At 60.1% G+C, this 18322-nt stretch carries 16 protein-coding genes; 8 read left to right on the plus strand and 8 right to left on the minus strand.

Annotated elements, in window-relative coordinates; all coding sequences use genetic code 11:
- Positions 1-14: 14 nt before the first annotated feature.
- The 3 genes from KW062_RS00310 to KW062_RS00320 form a co-directional block, all read right to left on the minus strand.
- Positions 15-2300: an ABC transporter permease subunit gene (locus tag KW062_RS00310; RefSeq protein WP_105753561.1), complete on the minus strand. Its 2286-nt coding sequence runs from the start codon at positions 2298-2300 to the stop codon at positions 15-17.
- Between the two features lie 226 nt (positions 2301-2526).
- On the minus strand, positions 2527-3528 hold the full coding sequence (locus tag KW062_RS00315) for a phosphate ABC transporter substrate-binding protein PstS (RefSeq protein WP_027616784.1): 1002 nt from the start codon (positions 3526-3528) through the stop codon (positions 2527-2529).
- Positions 3529-3689: 161 nt separating this feature from the next.
- On the minus strand, positions 3690-4988 hold the full coding sequence (locus KW062_RS00320) for an MFS transporter (protein WP_105753560.1): 1299 nt from the start codon (positions 4986-4988) through the stop codon (positions 3690-3692).
- Positions 4989-5348: 360 nt separating this feature from the next.
- Between KW062_RS00320 and KW062_RS00325 the strand changes: the two genes are divergently transcribed.
- Both KW062_RS00325 and KW062_RS00330 read left to right on the plus strand, forming a co-directional pair.
- The gene (locus tag KW062_RS00325) at positions 5349-5750 is read left to right on the plus strand and encodes an acyl-CoA thioesterase (protein WP_027616782.1); all 402 of its coding nucleotides are present in this window, start codon (positions 5349-5351) and stop codon (positions 5748-5750) included.
- A gap of 32 nt (positions 5751-5782) precedes the next feature.
- The gene (locus tag KW062_RS00330; RefSeq protein ID WP_027616781.1) at positions 5783-6682 is read left to right on the plus strand and encodes a D-hexose-6-phosphate mutarotase; all 900 of its coding nucleotides are present in this window, start codon (positions 5783-5785) and stop codon (positions 6680-6682) included.
- A gap of 16 nt (positions 6683-6698) precedes the next feature.
- Here KW062_RS00330 and KW062_RS00335 read toward each other — a convergent pair whose 3' ends face one another.
- The 4 genes from KW062_RS00335 to purE form a co-directional block, all read right to left on the minus strand.
- Positions 6699-7235 (minus strand): DUF3299 domain-containing protein, encoded by a 537-nt coding sequence (locus KW062_RS00335; RefSeq protein WP_105753559.1) that lies wholly within the window; start codon positions 7233-7235, stop codon positions 6699-6701.
- Positions 7236-7321: 86 nt separating this feature from the next.
- Positions 7322-7567: a GlsB/YeaQ/YmgE family stress response membrane protein gene (locus KW062_RS00340; RefSeq protein WP_027616779.1), complete on the minus strand. Its 246-nt coding sequence runs from the start codon at positions 7565-7567 to the stop codon at positions 7322-7324.
- Between the two features lie 104 nt (positions 7568-7671).
- A complete protein-coding gene (locus tag KW062_RS00345) occupies positions 7672-8757 on the minus strand; it encodes a 5-(carboxyamino)imidazole ribonucleotide synthase (RefSeq protein WP_027616778.1) in 1086 nt (361 codons plus the stop codon).
- A gap of 11 nt (positions 8758-8768) precedes the next feature.
- Entirely contained in the window at positions 8769-9260 is a 492-nt protein-coding gene (gene purE / locus KW062_RS00350; protein ID WP_007971731.1) for a 5-(carboxyamino)imidazole ribonucleotide mutase, read from the minus strand.
- 605 nt (positions 9261-9865) lie between these two features.
- On the opposite strand from purE, the gene KW062_RS00355 reads away from it, so the two are divergent.
- Positions 9866-10456 carry a hypothetical protein gene (locus tag KW062_RS00355; protein ID WP_105753558.1) on the plus strand — a complete coding sequence of 197 codons (591 nt, stop codon included), beginning with the start codon at positions 9866-9868 and terminating at the stop codon, positions 10454-10456.
- 55 nt (positions 10457-10511) lie between these two features.
- Here the strand turns inward: KW062_RS00355 and KW062_RS00360 are convergent, their stop codons facing one another.
- The gene (locus tag KW062_RS00360) at positions 10512-11423 is read right to left on the minus strand and encodes a LysR substrate-binding domain-containing protein (RefSeq protein WP_027616777.1); all 912 of its coding nucleotides are present in this window, start codon (positions 11421-11423) and stop codon (positions 10512-10514) included.
- A 180-nt stretch (positions 11424-11603) separates the two neighbouring features.
- On the opposite strand from KW062_RS00360, the gene aspA reads away from it, so the two are divergent.
- From aspA to KW062_RS00385, 5 genes are all read left to right on the plus strand, one after another.
- Complete coding sequence (gene aspA, locus KW062_RS00365; protein WP_027616776.1) at positions 11604-13028, plus strand: aspartate ammonia-lyase; 1425 nt, start codon at positions 11604-11606, stop codon at positions 13026-13028.
- Positions 13029-13434: 406 nt separating this feature from the next.
- Entirely contained in the window at positions 13435-14886 is a 1452-nt protein-coding gene (locus tag KW062_RS00370) for an alanine/glycine:cation symporter family protein (RefSeq protein WP_027616775.1), read from the plus strand.
- Positions 14887-14984: 98 nt separating this feature from the next.
- On the plus strand, positions 14985-15989 hold the full coding sequence (locus KW062_RS00375; protein ID WP_105753557.1) for an asparaginase: 1005 nt from the start codon (positions 14985-14987) through the stop codon (positions 15987-15989).
- A 145-nt stretch (positions 15990-16134) separates the two neighbouring features.
- Entirely contained in the window at positions 16135-17139 is a 1005-nt protein-coding gene (locus KW062_RS00380; RefSeq protein WP_105753556.1) for an AraC family transcriptional regulator, read from the plus strand.
- A gap of 145 nt (positions 17140-17284) precedes the next feature.
- Complete coding sequence (locus KW062_RS00385) at positions 17285-18313, plus strand: histone deacetylase family protein (RefSeq protein ID WP_027616772.1); 1029 nt, start codon at positions 17285-17287, stop codon at positions 18311-18313.
- The last annotated feature ends 9 nt before the right edge of the window (positions 18314-18322 follow it).

Here is an 18322-nt window from a genome sequence, read left to right on the forward strand (position 1 = left end):
GACTTCTACCTTTATTAAAGCGACGAGTATTTCTTGCGTAGACGCTGACGAATCAGTTCCGCGAGGGTGTTCATGACGAAGGTGAACAGCAGCAGGACCAGGGCCGAGAGGAACAGCACCCGGTAGTGGCTGCCGCCGACTTCCGACTCCGGCATTTCCACCGCGACGTTGGCTGCCAGGGTGCGCAGGCCTTCGAACAGGTTCATTTCCATGACCGGGGTGTTGCCGGTGGCCATCAACACGATCATGGTTTCGCCGACTGCACGGCCCATGCCGATCATCAGCGCCGAGAAAATCCCCGGGCTGGCGGTGAGAATTACCACGCGGGTCATGGTTTGCCAGGGCGTGGCACCCAGCGCCAGCGAGCCCAGGGTCAGGCCGCGCGGCACGCTGAATACGGCGTCTTCAGCGATCGAGTAGATGTTCGGAATCACCGCGAAGCCCATGGCCAGGCCGACCACCAGGGCGTTGCGCTGGTCGTAGGTAATGCCCAGGTCGTGGGAGATCCACATGCGCATATCGCCGCCGAAGAACCAGGTTTCCAGGTACGGACTCATGTACAGCGAGAGCCAGCCGACGAAGAGGATCACCGGGATCAGCATCGCGCTCTCCCAGCCATCCGGCACTTTCAGGCGAATCGACTCAGGCAGGCGGCTGAAGGTGAAACCGGCGACCAGGATGCCGATCGGCAGCAACATCAGCAGGCTGAAGATGCCCGGCAGATGCCCTTCCACGTAAGGTGCGAGGAACAGGCCGGCAAAGAAACCGAGGATCACCGTCGGCATCGCTTCCATCAGCTCGATCACCGGCTTGACCTTGCGGCGCATGCCCGGGGCCATGAAGTAGGCGGTGTAGATCGCTGCGGCGACGGCCAGCGGTGCCGCCAGCAACATGGCGTAGAACGCGGCCTTGAGGGTACCGAAGGTCAGTGGCGAGAGGCTCAGCTTGGGTTCGAAGTCGCTGTTGGCCGCGGTCGATTGCCAGACGTATTTAGGCTCGTCGTAGTTTTCGTACCAGACCTTGCTCCACAGCGCGCTCCAGGACACTTCCGGATGCGGGTTGTCGAGCAGCAGCGGTTGCAAGGCGCCGCCCTGCTCCACAATCACCCGGTTGGCTCGCGGCGACATGCCGAACAGGCCCTGGCCTTCGACCACTTGATCCACCAGCAAGGTACGGTGCGCGGTGCTGTGGAATACCCCGAACTTGCCCGATGCATCCAGGGCAACGAAGCCCTTGCGACGTTCTTCGGCAGTGATTTCAACGATCGGCGCGGTGCCCATCTGAAAGGAGCGAATCAGCTTCAGGCGCTGCTCGCCATCCGGGTCGCGGGCCATGAACCACTGGGACAAGCCACCCTTGGAGTTACCGATGATCAGCGAGATACCGCCCACCAGCTGGGCGGCGGCGGTGACTTGGGCTTCGCCGTCTTCCAGCAGTTTGTAGCGACCGTTGAGGCTCTTCTCGCGCAGGCTGAAAACGTCGGCCTGGGCGCGCCCGTTGATCACGTAGAGCCACTGCTGGCGCGGGTCGATGAAGATGTTCTTCACCGGCTCGGTCATCTGCGGCAGGTCGATGCGCTGCTGATCACTGGTGACTTCACCGGTCATCATGTTTTCTTCTTTGGTCAGCGCCAGCACATGCAGGTGAGCACCATTGGAGCCGGCGACCATCAGCGTCGAGTCGCTGGCATTCAGGCTGACGTGCTCCAGCGGGTCGCCCTCCTCGTCCAGGTCAATCGGCGCTTCGCCGTAGGGGTACTCGATGGCCGGCGAAATGGTTTTCTTGCCGTCCGGGTAGCTGACTTTATAGGTGTGGCGGAACACCAGGGCCTGACCATTGGACAGGCCGACGATCACCAGCGGAGTGCCCGGCTGGTCTTTGCTGATCGAGGTTACGCGGGTGCCTGCCGGAATTGGCAGATCGACACGACGCAGCTCGGCGCCACTGTCGAGGTCAAAAAACAGTGCCTGGCCCTTGTCGGAAACCCGCATCGCGACCTGGTTCTGCTCTTCAAGGGCGATCATCAGCGGTTTGCCGGCGTCCTGCATCCAGGCCGGCGTGAGCTTGTCCTTGGCGGTCAGCTCGGCACCCTGGAACAGCGGGGCAACAACGTAGGCGAGAAAGAAGAAGATCAGGGTGATCGCGCCAAGCACGGCGAGGCCGCCGATCAGCACGTACCAGCGGGTCAGCCGGTCCTTGAGCGCCCGCAGACGACGCTTGCGTTGCAATTCAGGCGTATTGAAGTCAATTCGCTTGGGAGGGGAAGTCGTAGTCATTGGGGAATTGGCCAGATCATTCATGCGCACACCCTAGCGATCCTGTATGACAGAAAGATGACAATCAAGTGACGCAACAAAGCCACCGCCAGTGGGGACTGGCAGTGGGTAAGGAATTTGTCGGTAGGAGCGGGCTTTCGCCTGGGCTGGCTGGCGATGCGGGCAACGCGGTCGGACAGGTGATCCGCGTTGATGCATTCGCCAGCAAGCTGGCTCCTACAGAGTCCGGAGCGAGCCCGGGCTCAATTTATTACTTCTTTGCGACGTTTTCGCCGCCTTCCGACAGACCCAGGTCAGCCAGTGCTTTTGCAGCTACCTTGGCCGGCAGCGGGATGTAGCCGTCTTTCACCACGACTTCCTGACCCTGTTTGGACAGAACCAGCTTCACGAACTCGGCTTCCAGCGGGGCCAGAGGCTTGTTCGGGGCTTTGTTGACGTAGACGTAGAGGAAACGTGACAGCGGGTATTTGCCGTTCAGGGCGTTTTCTTCGGTGTCTTCGATGAAGTCGGTGCTGCCTTTCTTGGCCAGGGCCACGGTCTTCACGCTGGCGGTCTTGTAGCCGATGCCCGAGTAGCCGATGCCGTTCAGCGAAGAGCTGATCGATTGCACGACCGAAGCCGAGCCAGGCTGTTCGTTGACGTTCGGCTTGAAGTCGCCTTTGCACAGGGCTTCTTCCTTGAAGTAGCCGTAGGTGCCGGATACCGAGTTACGGCCGAACAATTGCACTGGCTTGTTGGCCAGGTCGCCGGTCACACCCAAGTCGCCCCAGGTTTTCACGTCAGCCTTGCCACCGCACAGACGAGTCGACGAGAACACCGCGTCAACCTGTTCCATGGTCAGGTGCTTGATCGGGTTGTCTTTGTGCACGAACACCGCCAGGGCATCGACAGCCACTGGAATGGCGGTTGGCTTGTAGCCGTATTTGGTTTCGAATGCCTGCAGTTCGTTGTCCTTCATCTTGCGGCTCATCGGGCCCAGGTTAGCGGTGCCTTCAGTCAACGCAGGTGGCGCGGTGGAAGAACCGGCAGCCTGAATCTGGATATTTACGTTCGGGTATTCTTTTTTGTAGTTCTCAGCCCACAGGGTCATGAGGTTGGCCAGGGTATCGGAACCGACGCTGGACAAGTTGCCCGACACACCAGTGGTCTTGGTGTAGCTCGGGATAGCAGGGTCAACAGCGGCCACTGCGTTGGCAGTCGCGACGCCAGCAGCGACAAAGGTCATTGCCGCCATCAAACGCTTCAGTTTCATGCCTTACTCCAGGAAATAGGGGGGACTTGAGTCGGGGCCAAGTATCGGCAGGTCGTATGAACACTCTATGACTGGATTGTGACAATTAGATGAAAGGCCAGCATCCGCGAAGAATGCTGGCCTTCATAGAGAGACAGGCTGGAACTGCGGTTTTCAGCGCCTCAACGGCCCTTTTTCCACAGGTAGCCACCGACGACGATGCCCACGCCGCAAATGATCGCGACATAGTAGGCCGGGCCCATCTGGCTTTCCTTGAGCAACAGGGTCACGACCATTGGCGTCAGGCCACCGAAGATTGCGTACGCCAGGTTGTAGGAGAACGACAGGCCGCTGAAACGCACCACCGCCGGGAAGGCCTTGACCATGACATAAGGCACGGCACCGATCGTGCCGACCAGCAGGCCGGTCAGCGAATACATCGGGAACAGCCAGTCCGGATGATTGAACAGGCTGTGATAGAAGGTCCACGAGCTCAGCAGCAACAAGGCGCTGCCGACCACGAACACCCGACCGGCACCAAAGCGGTCAGCCAGTGCACCGGAGATCACGCAACCCAGGCTGAGGAACACGATCGCCAGGCTGTTGGCCTGCAACGCGGTGGTGGCCGGGAAGTGGTAGACGGTCTGCAGCACGGTCGGGGTCATCAGGATAACCACGATGATCCCGGCCGACAGTAGCCAGGTCAGCAGCATCGAGATCGCAATCGCCCCGCGATGGTCACGCAGCACCGCACGCAGCGGCACTTCTTCGGCCAGGGCCTTGCGCTGTTGCAGTTCGGCGAATACCGGGGTTTCGTGCAGCCAGCGGCGCAGGTAGACCGAGAACAGGCCAAACACGCCACCCAGCAGGAACGGGATCCGCCAAGCGTAGTCGGACACCTGCTCCGGGGTATAGATGCTGTTGATCGCGGTGGCGACCAGCGAGCCCAGGAGAATCCCGGCGGTCAGCCCGGAGGTCAATGTGCCGCAGGCATAGCCAATATGTCGCTGCGGGACGTGCTCGGACACGAATACCCAGGCGCCCGGCACTTCACCGCCGATGGCAGCACCTTGGATCACCCGCATCAGCAGCAGCAGGATCGGTGCCCACATGCCGATCTGCGCGTAAGTCGGCAGCAGACCCATGATCAACGTCGGCACGGCCATCATGAAAATGCTCAGGGTGAACATTTTCTTGCGTCCCAGCAGGTCGCCGAAGTGCGCCATGACGATGCCGCCCAACGGTCGCGCGAGGTAGCCGGCAGCGAAGATGCCGAAGGTCTGCATCAGCCGCAGCCACTCGGGCATGTCGGCCGGGAAGAACAGCTTGCCGACCACCGTGGCGAAGAACACGAAGATAATAAAGTCGTAGAACTCCAGCGCACCGCCCAGGGCGGACAGCGACAGAGTCTTGTAGTCATTGCGGGTCAAGGGTCGTGCGGGCTGCGCGGGTGACGCTATGCTCGATGGCGCTGTGGTCATGGCAAGGGCTTCTCTTATAGTCGGATCTGCAACCCCAACAACGCTGGCTGGAGCTTGGGCAGGTTTGGCACGATAACAAATTGTTTGAAAAAGCACAGGATGCGCGTATTTGACAGGCAAAATGAGAACCGGACGGTCGTCGCGCGGTCTACCGCTCGATATACTCGCAGCCTGCAATATGCTGCAAGGGTTGCTGTGCGAAGACGCTGCTGGTGCAACCAGTCGATTTCGCAGAGTTTCCCTTTAGCACGCCTTATGGAAAACACGACGAACGCAGTGTGTTCGGGCTGAATCGTTTTTCGAAAGACGGCTATTCACCTGAAATACCAATGAGAGTCACGGGTAAGAGGCACCCCCGGCATGATAGAACTCGAACAAGACGATCCGATCCCGCAAGGCGATCTGGCCCTGCAAATCACTGCGCTTCCTCGCGAAACCAACGGCTTTGGCGATATTTTCGGCGGCTGGCTGGTGTCCCAGATGGATCTGGCCGGCACCGCCATGGCCAGCAAGATCGCCGGTGGCCGCGTTGCCACGGTAGCGATCGACCGCATGGCCTTCCTGGTCCCGGTAGCCGTTGGCGCCCAGTTGTCGTTCTACACCCAGGCCCAGGAAATTGGTCGTACCTCGATCAAGATGCTGGTCGAGGTCTGGAGCGACGATCCGCTGTCCAGCGAGTGGCGCAAAGTCACGGAAGCGGCTTTCGTCTTCGTCGCCATCGATGGCAGTGGCCGCACCCGTTCGCTGCCACCGCGCGCCTGATATCGTCCCTGTTACTGATCGAGAGTTGCCCCATGAGCACGCCCGTCGTCGAAACCGTCAAACTGGATCAACTGAACTGCTGGCGGATTCGCCACGGCCAGGCCGAACTGCTGGTCGCCCAGCAAGGCGCGCACATCCTCAGCTATCAACTGGATGGGCAGCCGCCAGTGATCTGGCTCAACGATGAAGCGGTGTTCAAGACCGGTAAAAGCATTCGCGCCGGCGTGCCGGTGTGCTGGCCCTGGTTTGGCAATCTCCAGCGCAACCCGGCCAGCGTCCAGGCGATGCGTGTCAGCAACGAACCCGCCCCTGCTCACGGGCTGGTGCGGGCGCTGGATTGGGAGTTGGGCGAGATCGGCACCACCGACGGCGGCCTGAATGTCGAGTTCATCCTGCCGGTGCCGGAAAACGGCCTGCCAGGTTGGCCGCATCAGGTTGATCTGCGCCTGAGCATTCGGCTCGACGAACAACTGCACATTCACCTGACCAGCCACAACCGCGGCACCGACAGCGTCAGCATCAGCCAGGCGTTGCACAGCTATTTCGCGGTCAGCGATGTGCGCAACGTGCAGGTTGAAGGTGTAGACGGGTTGAGCTACATCGAAACCCTGGATGATTGGAACATCGCCAAACAACAAGGCGACCTGCACGTCACCGGCGAAACCGACCGGATCTACCTCAATACGCCTGCCAAATTGAGCATCGTCGACCCAACCTGGGAACGACGCATCGAGCTGACCGCCAGCGGTTCGCGCAGTGCCGTCATCTGGAACCCCTGGATCGACCGCGCGGCAGCGTTCAGCGACATGGCCAATGATGGCTGGCAACGCATGCTGTGCATCGAAACCGCGAACGTGATGGACGACATCGTCCAACTGGCAGCGGGTGCCAGCCATACCTTGGGCGTGAGCATCGCCAGCAAGCCGCTCTGAGCCTTCGGGCTCCCTGCTACAGATCCGACTCCTGCACGACCCGCACCTGCGCCGCATCCAGCGCGTAGGCGGCGTCGGCCAGGTCATTGTTGACCGTCTCGACCTTCAGCGTGCCAGTCACCCACAACGGCGTGTAGATATCGTCCAGCTTCAAACCCTTCGGATAGCGCACCAGCACCAGTTGGTTCGGCGGAGGTGGCGGCACGTGGATACAGGCGCCCGGGTATGGAACCAGGAAGAACAGGGTGCTGCGGCCCTTGCCATCGGTTTCCAGCGGCACCGGGTAACCACCGATGCGTATGTGTTTGCCGTTCATCGCGGCGACGGTCTTGGTCGAATACATCACCGCCGGCAAGCCTTTGCTCTGCTTCAGGCCACCCTTGTCAGTAAAGGTGCCGTTGGCTTCCGGAGAGTTGTGGTCGATTTCCGGCATGGCTTCCAGCGCCTTCTGGTCCGACTTGGGCATCAGTTCCAGCCAATCGGTTTCCGGCAGGTCGCCAGCGTGAGCCAGGCCAGAGCCCAGCAAGATAAGAGTTAACAGAAGACGGCGCATGAAGGTGCTCGGCAGGAAGGGACTATAAGACGCCGGGCATTCTAGCCCTCTGCGCGTCAATCGCGCAGAGGGCTTGGTCGCTTGAATCAGTTCTTTTTGACCATACCGTAGATCACCAGCAAGACCACGGCGCCCACCAGCGCACCGATGAAGCCGGCGCCTTGACCCGCCTGGTAGATACCCAGTGCCTGACCGCCGTAGGTGGCGGCCAGCGAACCACCGATACCGAGCAGAATCGTCATGATCCAGCCCATGCTGTCGTCACCCGGTTTCAGGAAACGAGCCAGCAGGCCCACGATCAGTCCGATGAAGATGGTTCCGATAATTCCCATGGCGTTTCCCTCTGAGTGAAGTAGCTATGCCACAGCCTAGACAGACTTTGGCATCCTGCCATCAGAGAACGCCGGGACCCGAAGGTTCCCGGCGGACCATAGCCTTATTGCTCGGCGATGAGCGCTTCGACCTTGAGGATCTGCCGCTCCAGCGTGGCCTTGTCGGCGCAGCGCAGGTTGGCGTGACCGACCTTGCGCCCGACCTTGAAGGCCTTGCCATAGTGATGCAGGTGGCAATCTTCGATGGCGATGACCTGCTCCACCGGCGGCACCACGCCGATGAAGTTGAGCATGGCGCTCTCACCGACCTTGGCCGTCGAACCCAGTGGCAGGCCGGCAACGGCACGCAAGTGGTTTTCGAATTGGCTGCACTCGGCGCCTTCGGTTGTCCAGTGCCCGGAATTGTGTACACGCGGGGCGATTTCGTTGGCCTTGAGGCCGCCGTCGACTTCAAAGAACTCGAAGGCCATCACGCCGACATAATCCAGCTGCTTGAGCACACGGCTGGAGTAATCCTCCGCCAGGGCTTGCAATGGATGCTCGGTGCTGGCCACGGACAGCTTGAGAATGCCGCTGTCGTGGGTGTTGTGCACCAGCGGGTAGAAGCGAGTTTCGCCATCGCGGGCGCGCACGGCGATCAACGACACTTCACCGGTAAAGGGCACGAAGCCTTCCAGCAGGCACGCCACGCTGCCCAGCTCGGCGAAGGTACCTACCACATCGTCAGCCGTGCGCAGGACTTTCTGGCCCTTGCCGTCGTAACCCAGGGTGCGGGTCTTGAGGACGGCTGGCAGGCCAATGGCACTGACTGCGGCGTCAAGGTCGGCTTGCGACTGGATATCGGCGAACGCCGGGGTCGGGATCCCCAGGTCCTTGAACATGCTCTTCTCGAACCAACGATCACGAGCAATGCGCAGCGCTTCGGCACTCGGATAGACCGGGACGAACTGCGACAGGAAGGCTACGGTTTCCGCCGGAACGCTTTCGAACTCGAAGGTCACCAGGTCGACTTCGTCGGCCAATTGACGCAAGTGATCCTGATCGCCGTAATCGGCGCGCAAGTGCTCACCCAGTGCCGCGGCACAGGCATCCGGCGCCGGATCGAGGAAAGCAAAGTTCATCCCCAGCGGAGTGCCCGCCAAGGCCAGCATGCGACCCAACTGGCCGCCACCGATTACACCGATCTTCATCGTCAACAACCTCAGGCGATGCGTGGGTCTGGATTTTCCAGGACGCTGTCTGTTTGCTCAGCACGGAAGGTTTTCAGCACCGCGTGGAACTGCGGGTGCTTGGCGCCAAGGATACTCGCCGACAGCAGGGCTGCGTTGATCGCGCCGGCCTTGCCGATTGCCAGTGTAGCGACCGGAATACCCGCAGGCATCTGCACGATGGAGAGCAGCGAGTCGACACCCGACAACATAGCCGATTGCACGGGCACGCCCAGTACCGGCAAATGAGTCTTGGCCGCACACATGCCCGGCAAGTGCGCCGCGCCACCGGCACCCGCGATGATCACCTCGATGCCACGCGCCTCGGCTTCTTCAGCGTACTGGAACAGCAGGTCCGGGGTGCGGTGGGCGGAGACCACTTTAACCTCGTAGGGAATGCCGAGCTTTTCCAGCATATCGGCGGTGTGGCTAAGGGTGGACCAATCGGACTTGGAGCCCATGATCACGCCAACCAGTGCACTCATCGTCGCGCCTCTTCTCTCTGGGCGCCCGCAGGCGCGTCAAAAAACAACAAGCCACGCAGAATGCGTGGCTTGATTGTACGAATTTTGGCCAGACATGCCGGCCGAAGGCCGCGCAGTATACCGCAATACTGCCGATAAACAGCCCCTGCGATGACCATCTGTCACATGGCCCCGCACAGCAATTTTATTGACTTGAAAATCAAGAATTTTGCCGAGGCCTGAATGAAAAATCCGATGATTATGACAATGACGCCCTTCACAAGTATCTGTTATTGACCCGCGACAGAATCAATACCCTGGTTTGCTTAGTAACGCCTCGACAGAGTTGAAGATAACGGTATCCCACGAAATCGGGCACATGCTGGACGCCCGCCATGAAGACAGTGCTTATCGAAATTAAACTTACACGGGGACTGATTCTTCCAGATCATTCATGACTGCGGATAAAGGCAAGCAGGTATTCATTTTCAGCGATAAAAATGTAGAAACCATTCGCAACTACCTCAACCGATTCGATAGAGCCTAAAGTACGTTGCGTAAACCCAAAATGCAGAACCGTTAAATCTTGATTTAATTTTAGACACCCATACGTAAAGGATTACGGTATGAGCAGCGAAACGCCAAGGAAAAACAGCATTACCATCTTCGTCGTCATCCATGATGATGTGCCATCCTCTAAAAGAACAACCATTTACCAGGACTACTTTCTCCACCTGAAAACCGAACTGGAAAGTTTTATTGAACGTGACGTTCACATTATCTTCGGCAGCGGCAAACCGTATAGCAGCTTTGACTACAAAAATGAGGATGGTCTAAAAGTATTAATCAGATGGGGAAAAGAAGGCGTCAAATACCTGGATGAGGCTAGAAAAGAAGGATTCGTTACAAACCCATTAACCAAGGTTGTTTTGGTGACCAATGAGCCAATCAATGAAAAACTAAGTGGTATCGCACTAATTGATCGAGTGACGAATGCAGGCAGCTTTGCCATCGCATCATTAACCAATTACTTGATACCTGCCCATGAAGTCGGCCACTTGCTGGGTGCAAAGCATGAAGACTTCGAAGTCCAATATGATGGCTGGTGGGGTGAAACCTACATGACACCACAGCCCCACCCGCTCAGATCCAACATTTATCATTTCAGCTCAGCCAATCGACTAAACATCAAAAATCATCTGGCTAACAAAGCTTGACCGCTCAACCTAATATCCACAGAGCCGTTCGAGCAACGGCTCTGCCTGCCTGACCCTATTGATTCGTGCTTGCCGCCCCACCCTCCAACTTGCGCCAAAGCAATCGCACGTTAGCCTTGCGCACCAACGCGCAGCGATACAAGCGAATCTCCAGCGGCACATGCCATTGCGCCCCACCGCAAACCACCAGCTCACCACGCGCCAGTTCGGCGCGCACGCTCAACTGCGGCACCCAGGCGATACCCAGCCCTTCCAGGGCCATGCTTTTGAGGCTGTCGGCCATTGCCGTTTCATACACCGTGGTAAAGCGCAGCGCCCGCTGGCGCAGCAACATGTTGACCGAGCGTCCGAGAAAAGCCCCGGCGCTATACGCCAACAACGGCACGCTGGCTTCGCCTTCGAGGTCAAACAAAGGTTTGCCGTCGGCATCGGCTGCACATACCGGGAGCATTTCGGTCTGACCAAGGTGCAGCGAAGGAAAAATTTCCGAATCCATCTGCATTGCCGCATCAGGATCGTAAAAGGCCAGCATCAGATCGCAGCCGCCCTCGCGCAAAGCATGCACGGCATCGCCAACGTTGGTGGCCACCAGCCGCGTAGCGATATTCAGGCCTTCGTTGCGCAATTGCGCAATCCAGCGTGGGAAAAACCCCAGCGCCAAGGAATGCGCTGCCGCGACCTGCATCACTTCACCCTGCCCACCTTCGAGGTGATGCAGGTGGCGCAACACTTCACCCAACTGTTCGACCACCGTCCGCGCGGTCACCAGAAACAGCTGTCCGGCCGCCGTCAGTTCGATGGGTGTGCGCGAGCGGTTGACCAGTGTCAGCCCCAGCGCCGCTTCCAGGCTGCGAATGCGCCGGCTGAATGCCGGCTGCGTCACGAAGCGCCGCTCGGCCGCTTGGGAAAAGCTGCGGGTCGCGGCCAGGGCACTGAAGTCCTCCAGCCATTTGCTTTCCAGATTCATCACATCCTCCCGGACACGCACCAAATTAGGTCACACGCTCGCCGTGTACACGGCGTCACATCGGCATTATGCCGAATGTGCATAGGCTAGTGTTTAACAGCATTGGCTCAAAATTCTCCACAAGCCTAGCATTCACAGCGTTCCGGCACAGACCGGGTCCATATTGAGATGATTTCTATCATGTCCTCCGCTGCATCATTCCGCACAGAAAACGACCTGCTTGGCACTCTCGAAGTCCCTGCTCAAGCGTATTACGGCATCCAGACCCTGCGAGCGGTGAATAACTTCCGCCTCTCGGGCGTTCCGATTTCGCATTACCCAAAACTGGTTGTCGGTCTGGCCATGGTCAAACAGGCCGCTGCTGACGCCAACCGTGAGCTGGGTCACCTGACCGAAGCCAAGCACGCTGCCATCAGCGAAGCCTGTGCACGTTTGATCCGCGGCGATTTCCACGAAGAGTTCGTGGTGGACATGATTCAAGGCGGCGCTGGCACTTCGACCAACATGAATGCCAACGAAGTGATCGCCAACATCGCGCTGGAAGCCATGGGCCACCAGAAAGGCGAGTACCAGTACCTGCACCCGAACGACGACGTGAACATGGCGCAGTCGACCAACGACGCCTACCCAACGGCCATTCGTCTGGGCCTGCTGCTGGGTCACGACGCCCTGCTCGCCAGCCTCGACAGCCTGATTCAGGCGTTCGCGGCCAAGGGTGAAGAATTCAACCACGTCCTGAAGATGGGTCGTACCCAACTGCAAGACGCCGTGCCGATGACCCTGGGTCAGGAATTCCGTGCGTTCGCCACCACCATGGGCGAAGACCTGGCACGCCTGAAAACCCTGGCGCCAGAACTATTGACTGAAGTGAACCTGGGTGGCACCGCGATCGGCACCGGCATCAACGCCGACCCACGCTACCAGGCCCTGGCCGTAGAGCGTCTGGCATTAATCAGCGGTCAACCGCTGGTTCCAGCCGCCGACCTGATCGAAGCCACTTCCGACATGGGCGCCTTCGTGCTGTTCTCCGGCATGCTCAAGCGCACCGCGGTCAAGCTGTCGAAGATCTGCAACGACCTGCGCCTGCTGTCCAGCGGCCCGCGTACCGGCATCAACGAGATCAACCTGCCAGCGCGTCAGCCAGGCAGCTCGATCATGCCTGGCAAGGTCAACCCGGTAATCCCGGAGGCCGTCAACCAGGTAGCGTTCCAGGTGATCGGTAACGACCTGGCCCTGACCATGGCGGCCGAAGGCGGCCAGTTGCAACTGAACGTGATGGAGCCGCTGATCGCCTTCAAGATCCTCGACTCGATCCGCCTGCTGCAACGCGCCATGGACATGCTGCGCGAGCACTGCATCGTCGGCATCACCGCCAACGAAGCCCGCTGCCGCGAACTGGTCGAACACTCGATCGGCCTGGTCACCGCACTGAACCCGTACATCGGCTACAAAAACGCCACCCGCATCGCCCGTATCGCGCTGGAAACCGGCCGTGGCGTGCTGGAACTGGTACGTGAAGAAGGCCTGCTCGACGATGCCATGCTCGCCGACATCCTGCGTCCGGAAAATATGATTGCCCCGCGTCTGGTGCCTTTGAAGGCCTGATGCTGTAGCACCGCTCACCAGGTCGAGGGACTAGACACCTCTCACCTTTTGAGGGCCTGGAGATGAATCTCCAGGCCCTTTTTTTAACCTGAAGAAATGTAGAACCTGTGGGAGCGAGCCTGCTCGCGAGAGCGTCCAGTCAATCGCCACCTGCATTGAAAGTTCTACCGTAAACGCGAGCAGGCTCGCTCCCACAGGAAAGCATCGGTATAGTGCCGCCCCTCTTCGCATGAGCGGTCGTCGGTAGCGAGACCCCAACTCATGCGAAACCCGAACTAATAACAAACCCGCGATATGAACCCGGGACGAACATCGAACCGCCTGTTGAGCCGTGCGCCCACAGACGTAACAAGATGTGTCCACCAGGTCAGCATCTGCCTACACAAAAAACAGCGAGGAATAATCCATGCTCGAAGTCATTAACGACTTCCTCTCAGGGAAAGTACTGATCGTGCTCATTGTCGGGCTCGGTGGTTACTTCACGATCCGCTCGCGTTTCGTTCAACTGCGTCACTTCTTCCACATGTTCGCGGTGTTCCGTGACAGTCTGCGCAGCAGCGCCGGCCAACTCAGCTCATTCCAGGCGCTGATGCTCAGCCTCGCCGGGCGCGTCGGTGCCGGCAACATCGCCGGGGTTGGCATTGCCGTAACCCTGGGCGGCCCGGGCGCCGTGTTCTGGATGTGGATGACCGCACTGGTCGGCATGTCCAGCAGCTTCTTCGAGTGCTCCCTCGGTCAGCTCTACAAGCGCTGCGATTCCGAAGGTCAGTACCGTGGCGGCCCGTCCTACTACATCGAGCACGGCCTGAAAAAACGCTGGCTGGGGATGATCATGGCGTTCCTGCTGCTGATCACCTTCGGTTTTGCCTTCAATGGCCTGCAAGCCCACGCCGTGACCCACTCGCTGAACAACGCCTTCGGTCTCGACACCACCTACACCGGTCTCGCCCTGGCAGTGCTGCTGGGCCTGGTGTTCATCGGCGGGATCAAGCGGATTGCCGCGATTGCCGACCTGCTGGTGCCGGTCAAGACCCTGGTTTACATCGCCGTGACCATCTACGTGATCGTGCTGCAGTTCGACCAAGTGCCGGGCATGCTGATGACCATCGTCAAGAGCGCCTTCGGCCTGGACCAGGCCTTCGGTGGCCTGGTGGGCAGCGCCATCATCATGGGCGTGAAGCGTGGCGTATTCGCCAACGAAGCCGGCCTGGGCAGTGCGCCCAACGTCGCTGCTGTAGCCTCGGTCGAGCACCCGGTCGCGCAAGGCGTGGTGCAAGCGTTCAGCGTGTTCCTCGACACCTTCATCATCTGCACCTGCACCGCACTGCTGATCCTGCTGTCGGGCTTCTATACCCCGGGCTTCGAAGGTGACGGCATCGCCCTGACCCAGAACTCCCTGGCGGCCGTCGTCGGCGAATGGGGCCGGATGTTCATCTCGGTGGCGCTGGCGCTGTTTGTGTTCACCTCGATTCTCTACAACTACTACCTGGGCGAGAGCAACCTGCGCTACCTGATCGGTGACAACCGCAAGGCCCTTATCGGCTACCGCGCACTGGTACTGGTGTTGATTTTCTGGGGCGCCATCGAAAACCTCGGCACCGTGTTCGCCTTTGCCGACATCACCATGACCATGCTCGCATTCGTCAACCTGATCGCGCTGTTCCTGCTGTTCAAGATCGGCATGCGCATCCTGCGTGACTACGACGACCAACGCGCGGCCGGCATCAAGACGCCAGTCTTCGACTCGAGCAAGTTCTCCGATCTGGACCTGGATCTGCAAGCCTGGCCGGCCAACCCGCCTGCCGTAGCGACCAAGACTGATACCGCCATTGACGGCGTCACCGCAGCGCAACGCTGACCGGTAAAAAACGGGCGCACCCCCTGCGCCCGACGTGACACATCGTGCGACCGGCGTCATGCTCGGTCGCACGCCGTCATCCCTTCAGGAGACCTCACATGACCCCTGCAACCTACCCCGCCGCCCAGCACATCATGGTGCTCTACACCGGTGGCACCATCGGCATGCAAGCCAGCGCCAATGGCCTCGCACCGGCCTCCGGCTTCGAGGCGCGGATGCGCGACTACCTGCACAGCCAGCCGCAACTTGTGGTGCCGCAGTGGCGTTTTCGCGAGATGAACCCGCTGATCGACAGCGCCAACATGACGCCCGACTACTGGCAGCGTTTGCGTGAGGCGGTGGTTGAGGCGGTCGACGTCGATGGCTGTGACAGTGTGCTCATTCTGCATGGCACCGATACCCTGGCCTACAGCGCCGCGGCCATGAGCTTCCAACTGCTGGGCCTGCAGGCCCGCGTGGTGTTTACCGGTTCGATGCTGCCCGCCGGGGTCACCGACAGCGATGCCTGGGAAAACCTCGGCGGTGCGCTGGCTGCCCTTGGTCAGGGTCTGGCGCCAGGGGTGCACCTGTACTTCCATGGCGAACTGCTGGACCCGACGCGTTGCGCGAAAATCCGCAGTTTCGGTCGCCATCCCTTCGCCCGCCTGCAACGCCAGGGTGGCGGTATGAAGGCCGCATCGATCCCGCAAGCCTTGCAGTATCAGCAGCCCAAACAACTGGCCCGGGTCGGCGTACTGCCGCTATTCCCCGGCATCGGTGCCGAACAACTCGACGGCATGCTCGACAGCGGTATCCAGGGCCTGGTGCTGGAGTGTTTCGGCAGCGGTACCGGACCGAGTGACAACCCGCAGTTCCTGGCCAGCCTTGAGCGAGCCCGTGCGCTTGGCGTGGTGGTAGTGGCGATTACTCAGTGTCACGAGGGCGGCGTCGAACTGGATATCTACGAAGCCGGCAGCCGTTTGCGTGGCGTTGGCGTACTGTCGGGTGGCGGCATGACCCGTGAGGCGGCATTCGGCAAGCTGCATGCATTGCTCGGCGCTGGACTGGCGAGTGATGAGGTGCGTCGCCTGGCCGAACTGGACCTGTGTGGCGAGTTAAGCTGAAATGCCCGAAAGCTGGGCGATTAGCGCAGCGTGATCGGCCTTGATCTGGCCCGGCGAGTGTTTTCGGAGTGCTTGAGCACGCAGGCGTGGCGGATCACGGCACGCTACTTGCTCTTCTCCCAGCAAACCTCGACGGGAACCCTCCATGCTGCACTCCCACCTCACTACGCTTAACGCGGTTTCGCTGGTGCTCGACGCCTTCCGGGCCGACGGCCTGTCCAGCGAAGCACTGCTGGCCGGCAGCGGGATTAGCCCGGCGGACCTGAGCCGTGCCGATACACGCATCACCACCAACCAGGAGATGCAGGTATGCGCCAATGCCGTCGCCCTCAAGCACGACATCGGCCTGGAGCTGGGGCGGCGTATGCACGTTTCCTGCTATGGCATGCTCGGTTACGCCCTGCTCACCTGTGCCACCTTCGGTGACGCCTTGCGCCTGGCAATTCGCTATCCGGCGCTGTTGGGAACACTTTTCGAGCTGAGCCTGGAGGACGATGGCGAACAGGTGTGGCTGGTCGCCGCCGATTACCGCGAGAGTCCGGCGATGGCCGTGTTCAACGCCGAGTTCTGCCTGGTGTCGTTACGCGTCACCTGCGACGACCTGCTCGGGCACCCACTGCCCTTGCTCAGTGCCCGCTTCGAGCATCCTGCACCCGATTACGAAACCACCTACGCTCAACACTTCAATTGCCCGCGACATTTCGGCGCGCGGGACAACGCCTTCGCCTTCGACAAGCGCTGGCTCGACCAGCCTCTGCCACTGGCCGACGTCATTACCCACCAGGCCATGGCCGAACGCTGTCGCAAGCAGAACGTCGAGTTCACCGGGCGCCAGGCGTGGCTGGGACGCATCCGCCAGTTACTCAGCGCCCAGTTGAACGCGGCACCGGGGCTCGAAGGCCTCGCCGAACAAATGAACTGTTCGGCCCGCACGCTGCGTCGCCACCTCAAGGACCTTGGCTGCAGTTATCAGGAACTGCTCGACGAGTTGCGCTTCGAGCAGGCCAAGCAAATGCTCTGCGAGGATCAGCTGCCGATCTACCAGATCGCCGAGGCCCTGGGCTTCAGCGAAACCGCCAGTTTTCGTCACGCATTCGTGCGCTGGAGCGGGGTTGCACCCAGTCAATTTCGGCCGTTGGGGTTGCGCTGAGGAGTAAACCCCTGCCGGCCAGGGGCGAATTTCGGTCATTTTTATTGGCCGTATCGATCCCCTTTTGGCCTTTCCTGCCGTTCTCCCAAATCCCGCACCGGGCAAAACTGTGGCTAACCGAATCAGCCCTGCGGAGAACAACAACATGCTGACCATCTACTCGGACGACCACCATTTGCACCACGGTCGCTGTGAACTGATCGACGGCCAACTCAAGCCCTGTTTCGAAATGCCTTCGCGCGCCGACCACGTGCTGGCCCGGGTGCAGAACCAGAACCTCGGCCCCGTCGAAGCCCCCAAGGACTTCGGCCTTGAGCCGATTGCGCGGATCCACAGCCACGACTATCTGGAGTTCTTCAAAGGCGCCTGGGCGCGCTGGACCGAGTTCAATACCGACGGTGATCTGCTGCCCTACACATGGCCGGCCCGCACCCTGCGTCAGGTCAAACCTACCAGCCTGCATGGCCAACTCGGCTATTACAGCTTCGACGGCGGTGCACCGATTACCGCCGGCACCTGGCAAGCGGCCTACAGCGCAGCGCAAGTGGCGCTTACCGCACAGGCTGAAATTCAGCGCGGCGCCCACAGCGCCTTCGCCCTGTGCCGTCCGCCGGGACACCACGCCGCCGGTGACTTGATGGGTGGCTATTGCTACCTCAACAACGCCGCGATTGCCGCCCAGGCCTTCCTCGATCAGGGGCACAAAAAGGTCGCGATCCTCGACGTCGACTATCACCACGGCAACGGCACTCAATCGATTTTCTATGAGCGCAGCGACGTGCTGTTCACCTCGATTCATGGTCATCCGGAAGCCGAATTTCCGTTCTTCCTGGGCTACGACGACGAACTCGGCGAAGGCGCCGGCGAAGGCTTCAATTTCAACTATCCATTGGCTGCGGGCAGTGGCTGGGAGACCTGGAGTGCAGCCCTGGAACAGGCCTGTGCAGAGATCGACAACTACGGCGCCGACATCATTGTCGTCTCCCTCGGCGTGGACACCTTCAAGGACGACCCGATCTCGCAATTCAAACTCGACAGCCCGGACTACCTGGCCATGGGCAAGCGCATTGCCGGCCTCGGCAAGCCGACCCTGTTCGTCATGGAAGGTGGCTACGCGGTAGAAGAAATCGGCATCAACGCCGTGAACGTTCTACAGGGTTTCGAAAACGCTTAACGAGGGTGC

This window comes from Pseudomonas fluorescens (assembly GCF_019212185.1).
GTDB lineage: Bacteria > Pseudomonadota > Gammaproteobacteria > Pseudomonadales > Pseudomonadaceae > Aquipseudomonas.

Bases quoted from the DNA above. Each gene is read 5' to 3' on its own strand.
- KW062_RS00310 (WP_105753561.1), bottom strand. From the start codon at position 2,300: ATGAATGATCTGGCCAATTCCCCAATGACTACGACTTCCCCTCCCAAG.
- KW062_RS00315 (WP_027616784.1), bottom strand. From the start codon at position 3,528: ATGAAACTGAAGCGTTTGATGGCGGCAATGACCTTTGTCGCTGCTGGC.
- KW062_RS00320 (WP_105753560.1), bottom strand. From the start codon at position 4,988: ATGACCACAGCGCCATCGAGCATAGCGTCACCCGCGCAGCCCGCACGA.
- KW062_RS00325 (WP_027616782.1), top strand. From the start codon at position 5,349: ATGATAGAACTCGAACAAGACGATCCGATCCCGCAAGGCGATCTGGCC.
- KW062_RS00330 (WP_027616781.1), top strand. From the start codon at position 5,783: ATGAGCACGCCCGTCGTCGAAACCGTCAAACTGGATCAACTGAACTGC.
- KW062_RS00335 (WP_105753559.1), bottom strand. From the start codon at position 7,235: ATGCGCCGTCTTCTGTTAACTCTTATCTTGCTGGGCTCTGGCCTGGCT.
- KW062_RS00340 (WP_027616779.1), bottom strand. From the start codon at position 7,567: ATGGGAATTATCGGAACCATCTTCATCGGACTGATCGTGGGCCTGCTG.
- KW062_RS00345 (WP_027616778.1), bottom strand. From the start codon at position 8,757: ATGAAGATCGGTGTAATCGGTGGCGGCCAGTTGGGTCGCATGCTGGCC.
- purE (WP_007971731.1), bottom strand. From the start codon at position 9,260: ATGAGTGCACTGGTTGGCGTGATCATGGGCTCCAAGTCCGATTGGTCC.
- KW062_RS00355 (WP_105753558.1), top strand. From the start codon at position 9,866: ATGAGCAGCGAAACGCCAAGGAAAAACAGCATTACCATCTTCGTCGTC.
- KW062_RS00360 (WP_027616777.1), bottom strand. From the start codon at position 11,423: ATGAATCTGGAAAGCAAATGGCTGGAGGACTTCAGTGCCCTGGCCGCG.
- aspA (WP_027616776.1), top strand. From the start codon at position 11,604: ATGTCCTCCGCTGCATCATTCCGCACAGAAAACGACCTGCTTGGCACT.
- KW062_RS00370 (WP_027616775.1), top strand. From the start codon at position 13,435: ATGCTCGAAGTCATTAACGACTTCCTCTCAGGGAAAGTACTGATCGTG.
- KW062_RS00375 (WP_105753557.1), top strand. From the start codon at position 14,985: ATGACCCCTGCAACCTACCCCGCCGCCCAGCACATCATGGTGCTCTAC.
- KW062_RS00380 (WP_105753556.1), top strand. From the start codon at position 16,135: ATGCTGCACTCCCACCTCACTACGCTTAACGCGGTTTCGCTGGTGCTC.
- KW062_RS00385 (WP_027616772.1), top strand. From the start codon at position 17,285: ATGCTGACCATCTACTCGGACGACCACCATTTGCACCACGGTCGCTGT.